At 72.7% G+C, this 17,497-nt stretch carries 14 protein-coding genes, 2 pseudogenes and 1 CRISPR repeat array (1 of these 17 cut by a window edge); of the genes and pseudogenes, 11 read left to right on the forward strand and 5 right to left on the reverse strand.

What is annotated here, in order from left to right:
• Nucleotides 1-2,269: direct repeats of the CRISPR family, unit length 29 nt; unit sequence GTCCTCCCCGCCGACGCGGGGGTGTTCCG (it extends 1,732 nt beyond the left edge of the window).
• Between the two features lie 4 nt (nt 2,270-2,273).
• From AXW62_RS43975 to AXW62_RS17085, 6 genes are all read left to right on the forward strand, one after another.
• Nucleotides 2,274-2,468 (forward strand): hypothetical protein, encoded by a 195-nt coding sequence (locus tag AXW62_RS43975; protein WP_159060902.1) that lies wholly within the window; start codon nt 2,274-2,276, stop codon nt 2,466-2,468.
• A gap of 66 nt (nt 2,469-2,534) precedes the next feature.
• Nucleotides 2,535-3,215, forward strand: coding sequence for a hypothetical protein (locus AXW62_RS17065; RefSeq protein ID WP_060945280.1), 681 nt, complete (start codon nt 2,535-2,537; stop codon nt 3,213-3,215).
• A 33-nt stretch (nt 3,216-3,248) separates the two neighbouring features.
• Entirely contained in the window at nt 3,249-3,890 is a 642-nt protein-coding gene (locus AXW62_RS17070) for a TetR/AcrR family transcriptional regulator (RefSeq protein ID WP_060945281.1), read from the forward strand.
• A 12-nt stretch (nt 3,891-3,902) separates the two neighbouring features.
• Nucleotides 3,903-4,268: a VOC family protein gene (locus AXW62_RS17075; protein WP_060945282.1), complete on the forward strand. Its 366-nt coding sequence runs from the start codon at nt 3,903-3,905 to the stop codon at nt 4,266-4,268.
• Between the two features lie 404 nt (nt 4,269-4,672).
• Nucleotides 4,673-5,809: an NHL repeat-containing protein gene (locus AXW62_RS17080; RefSeq protein WP_063817599.1), complete on the forward strand. Its 1,137-nt coding sequence runs from the start codon at nt 4,673-4,675 to the stop codon at nt 5,807-5,809.
• A 500-nt stretch (nt 5,810-6,309) separates the two neighbouring features.
• Nucleotides 6,310-6,948 carry a hypothetical protein gene (locus AXW62_RS17085; protein ID WP_060945283.1) on the forward strand — a complete coding sequence of 213 codons (639 nt, stop codon included), beginning with the start codon at nt 6,310-6,312 and terminating at the stop codon, nt 6,946-6,948.
• A gap of 356 nt (nt 6,949-7,304) precedes the next feature.
• Here the strand turns inward: AXW62_RS17085 and AXW62_RS17090 are convergent, their stop codons facing one another.
• On the reverse strand, nt 7,305-8,225 hold the full coding sequence (locus tag AXW62_RS17090) for a LysR substrate-binding domain-containing protein (RefSeq protein ID WP_030826183.1): 921 nt from the start codon (nt 8,223-8,225) through the stop codon (nt 7,305-7,307).
• Nucleotides 8,226-8,412: 187 nt separating this feature from the next.
• Between AXW62_RS17090 and AXW62_RS17095 the strand changes: the two genes are divergently transcribed.
• The 3 genes from AXW62_RS17095 to AXW62_RS17105 are packed head-to-tail and all read left to right on the forward strand — an operon-like array spanning nt 8,413 to nt 12,276.
• The gene (locus AXW62_RS17095; RefSeq protein ID WP_060945284.1) at nt 8,413-9,219 is read left to right on the forward strand and encodes an enoyl-CoA hydratase/isomerase family protein; all 807 of its coding nucleotides are present in this window, start codon (nt 8,413-8,415) and stop codon (nt 9,217-9,219) included.
• Between the two features lie 46 nt (nt 9,220-9,265).
• Nucleotides 9,266-10,906 carry an acetate--CoA ligase gene (locus AXW62_RS17100; protein WP_060945285.1) on the forward strand — a complete coding sequence of 547 codons (1,641 nt, stop codon included), beginning with the start codon at nt 9,266-9,268 and terminating at the stop codon, nt 10,904-10,906.
• The gene (locus AXW62_RS17105) at nt 10,903-12,276 is read left to right on the forward strand and encodes an MFS transporter (protein ID WP_252368632.1); all 1,374 of its coding nucleotides are present in this window, start codon (nt 10,903-10,905) and stop codon (nt 12,274-12,276) included. Before AXW62_RS17100 ends, AXW62_RS17105 begins: the two co-directional genes overlap by 4 nt.
• Nucleotides 12,277-12,323: 47 nt before the next feature.
• On the opposite strand, the gene AXW62_RS17110 is transcribed toward AXW62_RS17105, so the two are convergent.
• The gene (locus AXW62_RS17110) at nt 12,324-12,890 is read right to left on the reverse strand and encodes a TetR/AcrR family transcriptional regulator (protein ID WP_060945286.1); all 567 of its coding nucleotides are present in this window, start codon (nt 12,888-12,890) and stop codon (nt 12,324-12,326) included.
• A 38-nt stretch (nt 12,891-12,928) separates the two neighbouring features.
• On the opposite strand from AXW62_RS17110, the pseudogene AXW62_RS45110 reads away from it, so the two are divergent.
• Nucleotides 12,929-13,181, forward strand: a pseudogene (locus tag AXW62_RS45110) (hypothetical protein); the annotation flags it as partial.
• A 93-nt stretch (nt 13,182-13,274) separates the two neighbouring features.
• Here the strand turns inward: AXW62_RS45110 and AXW62_RS17115 are convergent.
• Nucleotides 13,275-13,871 (reverse strand): TetR/AcrR family transcriptional regulator, encoded by a 597-nt coding sequence (locus AXW62_RS17115; RefSeq protein ID WP_060945287.1) that lies wholly within the window; start codon nt 13,869-13,871, stop codon nt 13,275-13,277.
• A 412-nt stretch (nt 13,872-14,283) separates the two neighbouring features.
• Here AXW62_RS17115 and AXW62_RS17120 point away from each other — a divergent pair, with 412 nt between their 5' ends.
• Nucleotides 14,284-15,354: a lipocalin-like domain-containing protein gene (locus AXW62_RS17120; protein WP_060945288.1), complete on the forward strand. Its 1,071-nt coding sequence runs from the start codon at nt 14,284-14,286 to the stop codon at nt 15,352-15,354.
• Nucleotides 15,355-15,744: 390 nt separating this feature from the next.
• On the opposite strand, the pseudogene AXW62_RS43980 reads toward AXW62_RS17120, so the two are convergent.
• Together AXW62_RS43980 and AXW62_RS17125 are read right to left on the reverse strand one after the other, a co-directional pair.
• Nucleotides 15,745-15,888: pseudogene (locus AXW62_RS43980) on the reverse strand (winged helix DNA-binding domain-containing protein); the annotation flags it as partial.
• Between the two features lie 25 nt (nt 15,889-15,913).
• Nucleotides 15,914-17,497: helix-turn-helix domain-containing protein (locus AXW62_RS17125; protein ID WP_169808142.1), on the reverse strand; the 1,584-nt coding region annotated here is incomplete at its 5' end.

A 17,497-nucleotide genomic window follows, 5' to 3' on the forward strand; every position in this document is an offset into this window, starting at 1 on the left:
GTTCCGCGGGTGTTCCCGTCGGTGTTCGCCTCGTTCGCGTCCTCCCCGCCGACGCGGGGGTGTTCCGTACCTGCGTGCGTACAGGGCCGTCAACGCACAGTCCTCCCCGCCGACGCGGGGGTGTTCCGCCGGGCACGAGTTCCGCGTGATCAAGCGGCCCGTCCTCCCCGCCGACGCGGGGGTGTTCCGATCTTCACGATGGGCGGACACACATGGTCGGTGTCCTCCCCGCCGACGCGGGGGTGTTCCGCGCTGGCACCCGGGCACGCCGTACCTGCCGGGGTCCTCCCCGCCGACGCGGGGGTGTTCCGGTCCACAACCAGGGCCGGGCGGTCGACGTGATGTCCTCCCCGCCGACGCGGGGGTGTTCCGGACGGCACGGTCTACATGGTCGGCTGGGGCCGGTCCTCCCCGCCGACGCGGGGGTGTTCCGCGCAGCGCGGCGACCAACGTCCTCGGGGATGTGTCCTCCCCGCCGACGCGGGGGTGTTCCGGCCGATTCGGACGGCTGCAACGCGTTCCCCTCGTCCTCCCCGCCGACGCGGGGGTGTTCCGGTGGCCAGTGCATCGCGCACCCACTGCACGGCGTCCTCCCCGCCGACGCGGGGGTGTTCCGACAACCCCGAGCACCCACAGCACGGGAGCCCCGTCCTCCCCGCCGACGCGGGGGTGTTCCGGTGCGGTTGCCGGAGGACATCTACGAGTGGTAGTCCTCCCCGCCGACGCGGGGGTGTTCCGGTCAACCGTTCACCCGGACTTCGGGAGCTTGAGTCCTCCCCGCCGACGCGGGGGTGTTCCGGTGGCCAGTGCATCGCGCACCCACTGCACGGCGTCCTCCCCGCCGACGCGGGGGTGTTCCGTAGCGCAGCCGGACGCCGAGGATCTGCGCTGGGTCCTCCCCGCCGACGCGGGGGTGTTCCGTAGCGCAGCCGGACGCCGAGGATCTGCGCTGGGTCCTCCCCGCCGACGCGGGGGTGTTCCGTACCAAGGTATCTCCCAGCGGCGTGACACCTCGTCCTCCCCGCCGACGCGGGGGTGTTCCGAGGTGCATTTCCCCGTGGACACCCCGGCGATCGTCCTCCCCGCCGATGCGGGGGTGTTCCGGCCGGACGTGGTCCCACCGCGCCCGGATCGTCGTCCTCCCCGCCGATGCGGGGGTGTTCCGGCCGGACGTGGTCCCACCGCGCCCGGATCGTCGTCCTCCCCGCCGATGCGGGGGTGTTCCGGCCGGACGTGGTCCCACCGCGCCCGGATCGTCGTCCTCCCCGCCGACGCGGGGGTGTTCCGACCTCAAGAAGGTGCTGTCCTTCCACCAGCGGGTCCTCCCCGCCGACGCGGGGGTGTTCCGCCGCCGGTGTGTTCATCCACGTCCAGGAGGACGTCCTCCCCGCCGACGCGGGGGTGTTCCGCCCTTCGTCCAACAGGCCCGCCGGGCGGGCGTGTCCTCCCCGCCGACGCGGGGGTGTTCCGCAGCACCTGACCAGGGGTGGTCAGGGATGAGCGTCCTCCCCGCCGACGCGGGGGTGTTCCGACGAGGCAGGAACGGGACCGCCAGGACGAACAGTCCTCCCCGCCGACGCGGGGGTGTTCCGGCGAGTACGACGAGGATGGATCCGCCGGTGGTGTCCTCCCCGCCGACGCGGGGGTGTTCTGACCGCCGGCGCCTGTGCCTGCCCCCGGCCCTGGTCCTCCCCGCCGATGCGGGGGTGTTCCGGCGTCGTCAACGTCCTCGCCGTGGGCTGCCCCGTCCTCCCCGCCGACGCGGGGGTGTTCCGTCGACCCCGGCCCGGTCGCTGAGCACCTTGCCGTCCTCCCCGCCGACGCGGGGGTGTTCCGACCTCGCCACCGTGGCGCACAGAGCCGGGACGGTCCTCCCCGCCGACGCGGGGGTGTTCCGGCGGTGGTCATTTCGGCGTCCAGGCGGGCGTCGTCCTCCCCGCCGACGCGGGGGTGTTCCCGACCGCGAGGAGATGGCAATGGCCCGGTACGAGCGGGAGTCCTCCCCGCCGACGCGGGGGTGTTCCGCCCATCGCCCACGGAAGCTACAAGGGCGCCGAGTCCTCCCCGCCGACGCGGGGGTGTTCCGACGGATCAGAAAGCTGTCCAAGAGCCGCGCACGTCCTCTCCGCCGACGCGGGGGTGTTCCGCCAACCCAGGGAGGAGCGGCGTTCACCTACCTGTCCTCCCCGCCGATGCGGGGGTGTTCCGGCGTCGTCAACGTCCTCGCCGTGGGCTGCCCCGTCCTCCCCGCCGACGCGGGAATGTTCCGGAGTTTGACGACGTCGCGCCTGATGTCCCCGAGTGCCCCGCCGCAGAGGGTGCAGGGTGACCCGCGCACGCTGACCCTGCTGGACCTGAACGCGCGGTTCCTGCCGCACGGGCAGTTCCGGCAGCTGGTGGCCAACATCCAGCGGGATGGGCGTCTCACCTCGACTCCCGCTGGTGTGCCACCGAGAGCGGGCGCCTGATCGTGCTGTCCGGCAACCACCGGACGTTGGCGGCGATCGAGGCCCGGACTGGAGCAGATCTGGTGGATGCAGATCGACCAGCCGTTGCCCCGCCAGCGGCAGATCGCGCTCCAGCTCTCCCACAACGCCACCGCGGGGCAGGACGACCCGGCCATCCTCAAGGAGCTCTACGAAAAGCTGGAGTCGGTGGAGTGGCGGCAGTGCACGGGCCTGGACGACAAGACGCTGGGCGCCCGCTGGAGAGGTCGACGTGGCCAGCTCGGGGAGGCGAACCTCGACTTCGCCTCCGTACAGCTGATGTTCCTGTCCGACGAGCTGGAGCGCGCCGAGGCGGCCTTCGACTCGGCGCGGGCCACGGGCGCCACTGATCAGCGGTGGCTGGCCGGGCTGGAGCAGTACGAGCCTGTGCTGGTCGCGCTGGAGACCTCCCGCATGGCGTACAAGGTCGGCAACAGTGCGACCACGTTCGGCGTGATCCTCGCAGTGTTCGAGCGGCACCTGGGTGAGCTGGCGGCGCCGCTGGAGACGGTGTTCGGTGTGCGGGAGGTGCCGGTGGAGACCGCGGCCGCGATCCGGGCCGCGATCGACCGGCTGGTGCGTGAGGGGAGCGTGCCGGAGAACGCACCGTGGCGGGCGCTGGAAGTCCTTGCCGCACGGGAGCCCCTGTACTCCAGCTGCAGAGCGTGGTCTTCAGACGTCCGGTGGCGTGATCGAGCGGAGTTGACGCGCCGCGTCGGCGAGCCTTGACCGGAGTGAGTGCTCACTCCGAAACTTGTCTCCATGACGACCGCATCCAGTCGGCGCAGAGCACCGGCGATGGACCCCGACAGCCGCCGGGAGATGATTGTCCGTGCCGCGCTTCCCCTCGTGATCGAGCACGGCAGCGCGGTGACGACACGCCAGGTCGCCCGGGCCGCGGGCATTGGGGAGGGCACCATCTTCCGCGTCTTCGCGGACAAGGAGGAGCTGCTGGACGCGTGCGTCACCGAGGCGCTCAGTCCGGCCAACGCCCTCGACGAACTCGCCCTGGTTCCCATGGACCAGCCGCTTGCCGACCGGCTGGGCGAGGCCGCCTTGGCGCTGCAGGCCCATCTGGACCGGGTCGGCGCGGTGGTCGGGGCGCTTCATGCGACGGGCGGGCGGGGGCGTGGTGGCCGGTCCGGTGGCACGGCGGGCTTGCCTGATCGTGCGGCCGGTTCGCAGCCCGTTCGGGAGGCGTTGGCCGAACTCTTCGAGCCCGAGCGGGAGTCGCTGCGGTTGCCTCCCGAGCGGGCGGCGTTGATCTTCCTCGGGCTCCTGTTCGCCGGGGCCGACAGGCCGCCGACCGGAGGCGAGCCGACGGATCCGGCGCCGCAATGGGCGGTGCGCGACCTCGTCGACGTCTTCCTGCACGGCGTCCTGTCCCAGCCAGTCGAGACCTGAGAGAGACAGAGCATGTCCATCACGCTGAACCACACCATCGTTCCAGCCCTCGACAACGAGGCAGCGGCGCGCTTCTTCGCCTCCGTCATGGGACTGGACTATCGGGGTGCCGACCGGCATTTCGCGCCGGTGCGGGTCAACGATTCCCTGACGCTGGACTTCATGTCCGTCGAGAATCCGGTCGGCCACCACCTGGCCTTCGACGTGGACCCGTCGTCCTTCGACGAGATCCTCGCCCGGCTCGACTCCGCCGGGGTGCCCTATGGCAACGATCCCAGGGAGCCCGGCAACGGCCGGATCGACCATCCGCTGTGCGCTCGCGGCCTGTACTTCACCGATGACGCCGGAAACCTCTACGAGGTCATGTCCCCCAGGTAGCGGACATCCGGTCTCGTCGGTGGTCACGGCCGGCGCGGGTTCGGGCTTGATGGCCGCGCCGCCAGGCCGACAAGATCCTCGGATCGGCTTGCCTGCGACGGTCGCGTACCCCCAGCGGTCGTGTACTCCCGGCGGTGACGGACCGCTCCGGGATCGACGGCGCTTTCGAGGCGCTGAAGCGGCGTGGCTGCCGGGGGCGCCCGGTCGGTCGGCGTTCCCTCCCTCGCCGCACTTCGCCGTGGCGGCAGCCCGCCTCGCTCCATGACGACGTAGACGACGTCGCGCATCCGGCTCTGCCCGGCATGCGGCGCGGCGTGGAGTCCGCTTATGTGAGGGGTGGCAACTCTCTGTGATCGCCGTGGCGTCGCGGGACGGCCCTACGGCGCTGAGGAGGTACGACCCTGATGAGGCTTGTTCTGGCTTCGCGACTCGCGGCGGTGGCCGCGGCCGCGGCGACAGTGATCATGACGGTGGGGCAGGTGGCATCCGCCGTGCCGGCGGATGAGGACGCAAGACCGTTCCTCGGGCCGCTGCACACCGTCTCGACCGTCGCGTCGACGGTTCCGCCCAACGGCGACCTGAACCCCTACGGCACCGCCCTGGTCAAGAAGAGCGTCGGTGACCTGCGGCGCGGCAACGTACTGGTCAGCAACTTCAACAACGCCGCGAACGAGCAGGGCAAGGGGACCACTCTGGTGCAGATCAGTCCCCAGGGCACGAACACGCTGTTCGCCCAGATCGACCCGCGGAACCTGCCGGGACCGTGCCCGGGAGGCGTGGGCCTGACCACCGCACTGTCCATCCTGCCGGGCGGCTGGGTGGTGGTGGGCAGTCTGCCCACCGCCGATGGCACGTCCGCCACGGCGCAGGCCGGGTGCCTGCTCGTGCTGGACAGCCACGGAAAGGTCCGCCGGACCTTCAGCGGCCAGGGGATCAACGGTCCCTGGGACATGACGGCGAAAAGCCGGGGCGATGAGACCGACCTGTTCGTCACCAACGTACTCAACGGCACGGTCGCCGGCGGCGGCGACATCGTGCGGCAGGGCACCGTGCTGCGCATCACCCTGCGCACCCACGACGACCAGCCGCCGACCCGGATCGCCACGACCGTGATCGGTTCGGGCTTCGCGCAGAAGACCGACCCGGCGGCTCTCGTGATCGGACCGACGGGTGTCGGGCTGCGGGACGGGACGCTCTACGTGGCGGACACCGTCGAGAACCGCATCACCGCGATCCCCGACGCGCTGACCCGGCGCACCAGCGCCGGCACCGGCCGTGAGGTCACCACCGATCAGCACCTCAACGGCCCGCTCGGGATGGCCATCACCCCTAAGGGCGACATCCTCACCGTCAACGGCGGCGACGGCAACATCGTGGAGACCACCCCCCGCGGCGACCAAGTCGCCGTGCGCACGCTCGACACCAGCGGCACCCCGCCGGGAGCGGGCGCCCTGTTCGGCCTCGCGATCGCCACCGACCCCGACCGGGTCTACTTCGTCGACGACGCGACCAACACGCTGAACCTGCTGAGCCGACCCTGAACCCCCCTTGCGCGGGGCCGATCCGGCCCCGCGCAAGCCCAGGCACCCGGTGCGGAATGCGTGCTCGCGGCCGGCCGTCAGGAGCCGGGCGGCGGCCTGCGTACTCCCCGGCCTGTGCATTCCCCGGCCCGTGCACTTCCCGGCCCGGTGGCCCCCGCACTTGCCCCGGCCCGTGCATTCCCCGGCCTGCGCACTTCCCGGCCCGTGCACTTCCCGGCCCGGCGGCCCCGCACTTGCCCGGCCCCCGCATTCCCCGGCCCGTGCACTTCCCGGCCCCCGCACTCCCCGGCGCGGCCGGGAACCGTCCACGTTTCACCCCTCCGCGTTCGACGCCGCGCCTGTGCGTGCCGCCGGTCTCCATCGGTTCGGCGGGGCAGTGCCGCATGGCCGTACCCGCCGTTAGCAGGGTGTTAGCGGGGCGGCAGGTTTGCGGTAGGGGCTCCGGCCAGAGTGGATGACGTACCGGGAAGACAACGACACCGCCCCTGGGGGGACCCGAAATGAGCTCCAGCAACACTGTCCGTACTGTCCGTCGCCGCACCCTGCGCGTTGCCGCCGCGGCCCTGATCGCAGCCGCCGGCCTCAGCCTGACCGCCTGCTCCGGCTCGGACGACACCAGCGCGAAGTCCGCGGCCACCGCCAAGTCCAGCAGCGCGGGCTCCTCCGCCGGAGCGCAGGGCTCCGATGCCACGATCGACACCAAGGCGGGCACCTCGAACAAGGCGGCGTCCCCGTCCCGCACCGAGCCCCTGGCGGACGGCAGCACGGCCGAGATCTACCAGCTCGGCGACCAGCACTACCGCCTCAAGATCGTCCATGACGGTGACGTCCTGGCCACGCTGGAGGCGAACGGGCACGATGCCGGGCTCGACGCCAACGACATGTTCGTCGTGATCACGGCGGGCGGCGAGGTCCGCTCCTGGATGGGCGGCGGACACCAGGGGCCGGGCACGTTCGCGCTCGCGGGCGGCTGGAAGGCCAAGGTCACGAAGGTCGGTGAACTCCGCTACCGCGCGCAGATCATCGGCCACGACGGGGTGGCCGCCACGATGAAGACCAACGGGCACGACGCCGGGCTCGACGCCAACGGCGTGGCCATCGTGCTCAGCGCCGGCGGTGTGATCAGCGCCCACGAGTGAACGGCGCCCTCGCCGACCCGGAACCGTTGATGGCCCGGCAGGCCGTCGACCCGGGCAGTGGCGGGCATCCCGCGCGCCCCGTATCCAGGACGCCGGCCCGCGCGCCCCGTATCCAGGACGCCGGCCCGCGCGCCCCGTATCCAGGACGCCGGCCCGCGCGCCCCGTATCCAGGACGCCGGCCCGCGCGCCCCGTACCCAGGACGCCGGCCCGCGCGCCGGGGCGGCGGCCGGTTCGCCACAGCGGCCGTGCCGCGCCCAGTCCTTCATCCTTCCCGAGGCCCTCGGTGACCTGTTCGATCAGTGCGAACAGGTTCCGGCGGGCCTCGTCGGCGGTGGTGGGCGGGGCGTGCCTCGATCAGGTGGCCGCCGGGCGGTCGTGCGGGCGGTGGCCCGCCTCGGTCAGGCTCTCGTGGACCGCGTCGGCGAACGCGGCGATCGCCTCGTTGTGGCGGGTGGGCACCCACACCACCGACGTCAGCCAGGCCAGCGAGTAGTTCTCCAGCGGACGCCACACCAGCCCGTCGGGCAGGGGCGCGGTCGGCGCCTCGTTCAGATGCACTCCCCGGCCCGCCAGGACCAGGCCGTGCACGAAGTCCGGGTTGCGGGCGTGCCGGATGGCGCCCGGCAGGAACCCGTCGTCACGGCAGACCAGCAGCAGATGGTCGTACAGGCGCGGGGCCATCACCCGCGGGAAGATCACCAGGGACGCGCCGTCCAGGTCCCGCAGCCGTACCGGCGTCCCGCCGAGCGCCGAGGGGTGGCCGGCGGGCAGCACCACCCCGAGTGCGCGCCGCAGCACCGGGCCCGACTCCAGGCCCACCGTGTCCGAGGGGTGCCGCACCACCCCCGCGTCCAGTTCGCCCTCCCGCAGGCGCACCAGTTGCTCGTCGGTGGTCAGTTCGTACAGGTCGATGAGGACGTCGGGGACCCGCCGGGCGAAGCCCCCGATGAGCGTGCGCAGCACCGGCGGACGGGTGTCCGGCGGTACGCCGACCCGCAGCACCCCGGCCTCGCCGGGCCGCAGCCGCCGCATCGCCTCCCGCGCCGTGTCCACCCCGGCCAGCACCGGACGGGCGTGCTCCAGCAGCAGCGCGCCCGCCTCGGTCAGCTGGATGCGGGGCCGGGTCCGGTCGAACAGCCGCACCCCCAGTTCGCGTTCCAGGTCGCGGATGCGCTGGGACAGCGGGGGCTGGGCCATGTGCAGGCGTTCCGCGGCCCGTCCGAAGTGGAGTTCCTCGGCGAGGACGGCGAAGTAGCGCAGATGGCGTAGCTCCATGGGGCGCACCATATCGCTGTGATATCGCGGGCAGTCCCGATTGGTGTTAGCCAGCTCACACCGCCGGCTGTTTCCATGACTGGCCACGGGAGGCCCGCTCCCGGCTCCCTCCCCGTCACCCTCCGGCCCGGCGCGCCGGTGTCCCGCCCGCCGCCCGGCCGTTCCCCGCGCAGGAAGGAACGCCGTCATGTCCGCGTCCAGCACCGTCCTCGTCACCCACCACCCGATCCCCACGGACGACACCGCCCCCGACGGCCGCCACGTCGCCGAGGTGGCGCTCAACCGCCCGGAGAAGCTCAACGCCTGGACCGCCGGCATGCGCGCGGAACTCGTCGCCGCGCTGACCGCCGCCGGGGCCGACGACCGGTGCCGGGCGGTCGTGCTGACCGGCACCGGCCGGGCGTTCTGCGCCGGGCAGGACCTCGCGGAGACCGCCGCGATCGACGCCGGTGACCATGCCGCCGCCGAGGCGTGGATCGACGACTTCGGCCGGCTGTTCCGCGCCGTGCGCGCCCTGGACAAGCCGGTCGTCGCCGCCGTGAACGGGGTCGCGGCCGGTTCCGGCTTCCAGTTCGCCCTCCTCGCCGACCTGCGGATCGGCCATCCGGGCGTGCGCATGGGCCAGCCCGAGGTGCTGTCCGGCATCCCCAGCATCACCGGCATCTGGGCGATGCGCTCCATCCTCGGCCGCGCGAAGACCGCCGAGTTCGCCCTCACCGGCCGGCTGGTGCACGGTGCCGAGGCGCTGCGGCTCGGGCTGCTGAACCGCCTGGTCGACGAAGACCGCGTCGCGGCGGAGGCGCTGGTCGAGGCGTCCCGGCTGGCCCAGCTCCCGCCCGGCGCGGTGGCGCTCACCAAGGGCCGGCTGCGCGAACTGGACGACGCCGGGCTCGACGAGGCGATCGAGGCGGCCAAGAAGGTCCACGTGGCCGCCTACGCCACCGGGGAGCCGCAGCGCGAGATGGCCCGCTTCCTGTCCGGCCACCGCCGCTGACCGCCCCGCCCACCGCCCCCGTTCCCGATACCGAGGAGGACCCGCCATGTCCACCGGCGTCACCGCCGCCGATCCCGCCCAGGACGCCGAGGCCCACTACCGCGGCCTCGTCGCCGACCACCGGTGGGAGGTGCCCGAGCGGTACAACATGGCCGCCGACGTGGCCGACCGGCACCCCGGCGACCGGCTCGCCCTCGTCTTCGAGGACCACACCGGCCACCGCGAGGAGGTCCGCTGGCAGCGGATCCAGGACCGCTCCCGGCAGATCGCCGCGCGGCTGCACGCGCTCGGGGTCCGCAAGGGCGACCGGGTCGCCGTCCTGCTGCCGCAGCGCCCCGACACCCCGGCCACCTACCTCGGCGTGCTGCGCACCGGGGCGATCCTGGTGACGATGTCGCCGCTGTGGGCGGACGAGCCGATCCGCTACCGGCTCGCCGACTCCGGCGCCTCGGTCCTGGTGACCGAGGCCGCCGAGGTGGACCGCGCGGCCGGTTTCGACGGCGTCGTCCTCGATGTGGACGACCCCGCGATCGACGCGCTCGCGCCGGAGTTCACCACCGCCGACACCGCCGCCGACGACCCGGCGCTGATCTTCTACACCTCCGGCACCACCGGGGCGGCCAAGGGCATCGTGCACGCCCACCGCACCCTGCTGGGCCACAACGAGTTCCGCTACTGCCACGACCTGCGGCCCGGCGACGTGTTCTACGGCGCGGGCGACTGGGCCTGGTCGATGGCGAAGCTGATGGGGCCGCTGCGGGCGGGCGCGGTGCACCTGGTGTACCGGCCGGCGGCCGGCTTCGACCCGGAGGGCCTGCTCGCCAGCATGTCCCGCAACCGGGTGAGCACCGCCCTGGTGAACCCGACGTTCCTGCGCAAGATGCGGCAGGAGGTGCCCGACGCGGGCACCCGCCACCCGCAGGCGCTGCGCGTGGTGTGCTGCTCCAACGAGCCGCTGACCGAGGACCTCATCACCTGGTTCCGTGACCAGTTCGGCGTCACCCCGCTCGACTACTACGGCTCCACCGAGTCCTATCCGCTGCTCGGCAACTTCCCCGGGGTGCCGGTCAAGCCCGGTTCGATGGGCCGCCCGCTGCCCGGCTGGGACGTGGCCCTGCTGGACGAGTCCGGCGCCGAGGTCCCGGACGGCGAGCCCGGTGAGATCTGCCTGCGCGCCCGGTCGAACCCGCAGTTCCCGCTCGGGTACTGGGAGCGCCCCGAGGCGTCCGCGCGGACCTTCGGCGGCGAGTGGTACCACACCAAGGACCAGGCGGTGCGCGACGCGGACGGCTACTTCTGGTTCCTGGGCCGCACCGACGACGTGATCAAGACCTCCGGGTACCGTGTCGGTCCGTACGAAGTGGAGGAGGCCCTGCGCACGCACCCCGCCGTCGCCGACGCCGGTGTGGTGGGCGTGCCCGACCCGGTGCGCGGCCAGGCCGTCAAGGCGTGGATCGAGCCGGCCCCCGGGCACCGGCCGTCCGACGCGCTGGCCCGGGAGATCGCCGAGCACGCGCGGCGGCACCACTCCCGCTTCGCCTATCCGCGGCTGATCGAGTTCATCGACGAACTGCCCCGTTCGGCCACCGGGAAGGTCCAGCGGGCCGCGCTGCGCGCCCGTGACGTCCGCCCGGCCACCCCTGCCCCCGCCGGGGGCGCGACCAGCCGGAAGGACGGACCGAGGTGACCGGACACGACATCGACAGCACGTCCACCGCACCGGGGGCCGTGGGCGCCCCGGCCCCCGCGGCCGCCCCCGGGCAGGCGGTCACGCCCGCCGTGCGCCGCAAGGTGACCCTGGCGACCGCGATCGGCAATTTCGTCGAGTGGTTCGACTCCGGCGCCTACGCGGTGATGTCGGCGACCATCGCCGGCCTGTTCTTCCCGCAGTACGACAAGACGGCGGCGCTGCTGGCCACCTGGGCGGTGTTCGCCGGCGGGTTCGTGGCCCGGCCCATCGGCGCGGTGTTCTTCGGCCGCTACGGCGACCGCATCGGCCGCAACCGGATGCTGGCCCTGAGCGTGCTGTGCATGAGCGGCTCGACCCTGCTCATCGGGCTGATGCCGAGCTACGCCACGCTCGGCGTCGCCGCCCCGGTGCTGCTGTTCCTGCTCCGCGCGGTGCAGGGCTTCTCCACCGGGGGCGAGTACACCGGCGCCTCGGCCTTCATCATGGAGTACGCGCCCGAGGGCCGCCGGGCCCGGTACGCCAGCGTGGTCGCGCTGACCGTGGGGTTCGCGGCGGTGGCCGGGTCGCTGACCGGGCTGCTCATCACCTGGTCGCTGGACGAGGAGGCGCTGCGCGGCTGGGGCTGGCGGATCCCGTTCCTGCTGGCCGGGCCGCTCGGCCTGATCGGCCTGTACCTGCGCGGCCGGATCGAGGACACGCCCGTCTTCCGGGCCATGGAGCGGCGCGAGGCGGTGCGCGAGGCCCCCGTCCGGGACGCCTGGCGGGTGTGCCGGCGGCAGGTGCTGACGCTGTTCGGCTACAGCATCACCAACGCGGTCGGCTACTACCTGATGAGCAGCTACCTCATCGCGTACATGTCGGAGGAGATCGGCTACACCAAGGCCCAGTCCATGCTGACCGGGTGTGTGGCGATGCTGGCGTACAGCGCCGCCTGTCCGCTGATGGCCGCGGCCAGCGACCGCTTCGGGCGGCGGCCGATGCTGCTCCTCGCCTGCGGGGGCTTCGCGGTGGCGACGCTGCCCGCGTTCTGGCTGATCGGCACCTCACTGGCCGGTGCGCTGCTGGGCACGTCGGTGCTGGCGGTGCTGGTGGCGGTGATCGGCACCTCCAACGTGCCGGCCATGGTGGAGATGTTCCCCGGGCAGCTGCGCGCGAGCGGTTCGGCGCTCGGCTACACGGCGGCGTACGTGCTGTTCGGCGGGACGGCGCCGTTCGTGGCGACCGGGCTGGTCACCGTCCTGGGCACACCGCTGGCGCCCGGGTTCTACCTGATGGCGCTGGCGGTCGTCTCGGCCCTGGTGGTGCTGCTCTCCTTCCGCGAGACGGCGGGGCTGCCGCTGGCCCGCACGACGGTGCTGGACGGCTGAGCCCGCGCCGGGCCGGTGCCGCCGGCACCGGCCCAGGCGCGGCCCGCTCAGCGGCTCCCGGTCATGGTGCCGAGCGCGTTCAGGCACTCCTTGATCAGCTGCGGCAGGGACCGCTGCCCGGGATCGCCGATCCAGCGTTCGAACGCCACCTTGAGCACCACGATGCCGGTCTCGGCGGTCAGGCGTGCGGTCAGTTCGGCCACTCCCCGCCGGCGCATCGCGTCGGCGAGCGCCGTGGACAGGGCCGCGAGCTTGATCAGCTCCCGTTCCCGGAGCTCGGCGTTGGCGTCGATGACGGTCTGGCGCTTGCGGACGGTCTCGCCGCGCTCCTCCCAGCGGGCCGAGGCGGCGTCCAGGGCCGCGGCCACCATGTCCAGGGGCGTGGCGGAGTCGGGCGCCGCGGCGACGGCGGCCACGCACAGCTCCTGCATCGCGCCGGAACCGGCGAACAGGACCTCGCGCTTGTCGGCGAAGTGCCGGAAGAAGGTGCGTTCCGTCAGCCCCGCCCGCTCGGTGATCTTGGCAACCGTCGTCTGCTCGAAGCCGTGCTCCACATACAGCTCCAGCGCCGCCCGCTCAAGCCGGCCCCGTGCGTTCGGCTCCCATCGACCCATAGCGCGCATCCTACGTGATGACAGTCCCTGTCATCCGGGTCGTGCAGTTGGGTGACGACCGCCCCTCCCACATCCTCGTACCGGCCATCCACCGGGGCCGCTCCGAGATCCGGGAGATCTTCCTGCGGCAGAAGCGCGTGAACCCGTACACCTGCCTGTGGACCGGCGTCACCGAGGGAGACCGGCCTCTCCGCTTTTCACCTGGTGCTCCTCGACAACGGCCGCACCGCCACCCTGGCCGACGAGGTGGGCCGGCAGGCGCTGAACTGCATCCGCTGCTCGGCCTGCCTGCCGGGGCGGACCGCGTCGTCCACGTCTGACACCCGGGCGATCAGCTCCCCGGTCGCGCCCCGCGCACGCTTCTCTCACCTCATCTCCAGCGGGTCACTGGTGCTTTGTTGTCAGCAGACCGTCCACCACCAGTTTTGCCAGGGCCTCCGCCCGGGCAAGGCGGTCCGCGTGCTGCATGCGTTCGGGGCGGCCAAGGCGCCGCGCGAGAGGTTCACGGACCAGTCCCGACACGGGAGCGATGATGGGGACGAACACGATGTCCGGCGGGACCCGAGTCATGCCTCCCGACGCCATCAGCCTCTCGATGCTGGGCAGGACGAGGGCGAGCGTCGGCCCGATGTAACGCTCGTAGAGGTAGTCGAACCGCTCGGTCTCTCGTGCGGACTCATCAGCCATCAACATGGTCAGGTACGGCTCGTCGATGCTGACCCGGTAGAACTCCGTGACGAACTGCCGCACCACGTCCGCGTCGTCACTCCCGGGAGCCGGTGGCGCCATATTTCCGAGTTGAGCGCCGAGCGCGGCATCCACCACCGCACGCCAGTAAGCCGCCTTGGAACCGTAGCGGTCGTTGATGAAGGTGGGTCCGACCCCGAGACGGCGCGCGAGCTCCCGCGCCGACGCCCGGTCGTATCCGAGCGTCGCGAACGCCTCCAGGCCCCGCCGCAGCACGTCCCGTTCCGCGGGCACCGCACTGGAATCCGCCCTGGGACGGCCCGGGCGTCGGGTGGTACTCGGCTCGTCTCCCAACCATCCTCCTCAGCCGGCTGTGCAGGCGCCTGCCCGACAGTCGGACCAGCGTAGCCGTCACGATCTTCGCAGCTGAGCAGCGCTAGGTCAGCACCATATCGCGGATCGGTGCAGCCCCTCCTGCCTGAACCTCGCTTGACACGGAGCGGGCAAGAGGTAATCCTGCACGTGTAGGATTTAGTTTCAGGTCGCTCACAGGGCGCCCTGACGAAGCCATTCACGCCCCGGGTGGAGTATCCGCTCGCCCGCACTGCAGGTTTCCTTCCACCCGACATTGCGACCCCGAACAGTACGAAACCGTTTCGTACGTATCCGGGCTCCACCGGTTCAGGGGACCTCACAAGGAGCCACTATGCGTAAGACCACCGTCGGCGCGGCCGGCGTCGCCGCCGCGCTCATCGCCTCACTCACCCTCGCCTCGGGAGGAACGGCTACGGCGACGACCGCCGACTCGTCCGCTGCGCACCCCACCGCGTCCCAGAAGGGGCTGTCCGAGACCAGTCTCCCGGTCATGGTCGACCCCGCCGCGAACCTCACCTACGACCCCGACCAGGCCAACCAGTCCTGGTACCTGACCGCGCACGTGAGTGCCGGGGGCCACCGGTACGGCTTCCTGGTCCACTACCGCAACGGCGGCCTCGGCAAGCAGGGCGCCGTCTCGAAGGTGTCGGTGGTCAACGAGGACACCGGCTGGTCCACGAGGTCGGAGCTTCCCCTCCCCCTCGGCGAGGGCCTGTCCGATAAGCAGGGCGTGGACATCCACACCGACAACCTCACCTGGACCGGCGACGCCGAGGAGATGAAGCTGCACGCCAAGGTCCCCGAGGGAACCATCGACGCCACGCTGCGCCCCCGCGGAAGCGTCCTCTACAACATGGGGACGGGCTACTTCCCCATGTTCGGTGACACGAAGTACTCCAACTACGAATACGCCCTGCCCACCGTGGACACCTCCGGGACTCTCACCCTCAACGGCCGGACCGAGAAGCTCCGCGGCCAGTCCTGGCTGGACCGCCAGTGGGGACCCCTGCCCGACCTCAGCACCGCCAACTCCTCCTGGTCCTGGATGAACCTCGAACTGTCCAACGGCGAGAAGGTCAGCGTCTGGAACCAGAAGTACGGCGACAAGACGAACAACTTCGCGACCATCGTGAAGCCCGACGGTACCCAGACCGTCACCGAGGCGACCCTCACCCCCGACGAGTCCACCCGCTGGACCAGCCCGACCAGCGGCAAGAGCTACCCCACCCGCTGGAAGGTCAGCATCCCCGGCGAGCACGCCAATCTGAACGTCACCGTCTACGCCGAGGACCAGGAAATGCTGGTCCCCGGACCCGGCTACGAAGGCAGCGCCGCTGTCACCGGCACCTACGACCACCGCCCGGTCACCGGCACCACCTACATCGAACTCGCCGGAAAGTAGCGTATCGGTCGATGGCCCCGGCACCGCCCCATGAGGGTGGCGCCGGGGCCATCAGGCGTGCGGCAGCACGAGAAGCCCTACGGCAGCGTGACGCCGCATCGCTCCGCGAGTTCGTCGGCACCGACGCCGTACGTCTCCCTGATCCGTACGCCCTCGGCACCGACGTCGAAGACGCCATGGTCGGTGTAGACGCGGCTGACGCATCCGACGCCGGTCAGGAGGTTGCCCTGCGGGAACCCGCCGACCAGGACGGTGGATCCGTCCTCGATCCCGGCCTGCCGCGCCCGGCCGCCGGATCCGCGGCGTCCGTCGCGGAACCCCGTCCGGTCAGCGCGGAGCCCTGTCCGGTCAGCGCAGAACCCTGTCCGGTCAGCGCGGAGCCTCGTCCGGTCAGCGCGGAGCCTCGGCGACGCGTACCCGGTGGCTCTGCCCGTCGGAGAGGAACGACGCCAGCTCCCGCCCCTCCTCGGCCACGGCGTCGCGGTCGGCCCGGGAGAGGCGGCCCAGCGGGGTGACGGCCACCGTGCCGGCCTCGCATCCTACGTGATGACAGTCCCTGTCATCCGGGTCCGTGGTGACCGGCCGCCGTGAGGGGGCCCTCGATGAGGTCGCGCAGCTGGGAGCGGGCGGTGATGCCCAGCTTGGGGAAGCTGCGGTAGAGGTGCGAGCTGACCGTGCGCGGGGAGAGGAAGAGCCGCTCGCCGATCTCCCGGTTGGTCAGCCCGCGGGCGGCCAGCCCGATGATCTGCCGCTGCTGTGGGGAGAGCCCGGCCAGCGCGTCGGGCGCCGCGTCCGCGACATCGAGCCCGGCGGCGCGCGCCTCGGCGCGGGCGCGTTCGGTCCACGGTCGCGCGCCGAGCCGCCGGAAGGTCTCCAGGGCCTCGGTGAGCGGCCCCCGCGCCTCCGCGATGCGCCGCCGGCGGCGCAGCCATTCGGCCAGGTCCAGCAGGGTCTGGGCGCGTTCGAAGGGCCAGTGCGCCAGCGCCGGGTCGGCCAGGGCCGCCCGGAAGTGCGGCTCGGCCTCCTCGGGATCGGCCAGCAGCCCGCGCGCCCGGCTGATCAGCGCGCGCAGGCGCGGTGACGCGTCCTCCGCGAGCGCGCGTGCGGAACGCTCGACGATCGCGGCGGCCTCCTCGCGCCGGCCCGCGCGCACCGCGGCGGCGGCCAGATCCGCCAGGGCCGGGTAGGAGGCGTGGTAGTGCACGGGCGCGCCGTCCGCCGTGAACACCCTGCGCAGGTGGTCGTAGGCGGCCTCGTACGCGCCGTCCGCGGCCGCCGCGGCGCCGAGCGCACGCCGGGCGTAGACGGACACCGAGCGGCTCTGCAGCGGATCGACGAGGGCGAGCGCGTCACCGGCGCGGGCGCGGGCCGCCGCCGTGTCCCCCTGATAGGCGAGCACGGTGGCGTCCACCGTGGCCGCACACGCCATGGCGTGGTCCAGGCCGGTCGCCGCGGCGACCGCGCCGAACCGGGCGCACACCTCACGGGCCCGTCCCCACCTCCCCTGTTCCACATAGGTCCAGGCCGCCGCGCCGCCCAGCCCCTCCGGCAGCGGGCCCCGCAGCTCCCAGCGGCCGAACGCCTCGTCGAAGGCGCGGACGGCCAGCGGGGTCTCGTCCAGCACCCACGCCATGATCGCGAAGGCGGTGAGCCGCTCGGGCCGGTGTTCCGCCTCGGCCGCCAGCCGGGGGAGCGCGGAGAGCAGTCCGGCCCGGTCGGTGAACGGGTTCGAGACGGTACGCACCCAGGTGCGCAGCCACGCGTGCGACGCGTCCTCGGGAAGGCGCCCCAGGATCTCCCGGACGCGGTCGCGCTGAGCGTCCTGTCCGGAGTAGAAGCGGACCACCGCGGCCCCGGCCAGGAGGTCCAGCGCGGTGGCGGGCCGCTCGCCCGCCAGCCGCTCGGCGGCGTCGGCCAGCCGGGCGAAGACCGTGGTGTGGCGCACGGTCAGCGCCGCCAGCCGTCCGGCCTGCGCCGTGGCCTCGGCCAGGAGCGCCGCGTCGTCGGTCCGCCCGCGCGCCGCGGCGGCCAGTTCCTCGACCCAGGCGAGGTCGCCGGTGAAGACGGCCGTGGCGGCGGCCCGGACCAGCAGCCGGGCGCTGTCCTCGCGCCCCGGCGCCAGTTCCGCGGCACGGTGCAGGGC

The sequence above is a fragment of the Streptomyces hygroscopicus subsp. hygroscopicus genome, from assembly GCF_001553455.1.
GTDB lineage: Bacteria > Actinomycetota > Actinomycetes > Streptomycetales > Streptomycetaceae > Streptomyces > Streptomyces hygroscopicus.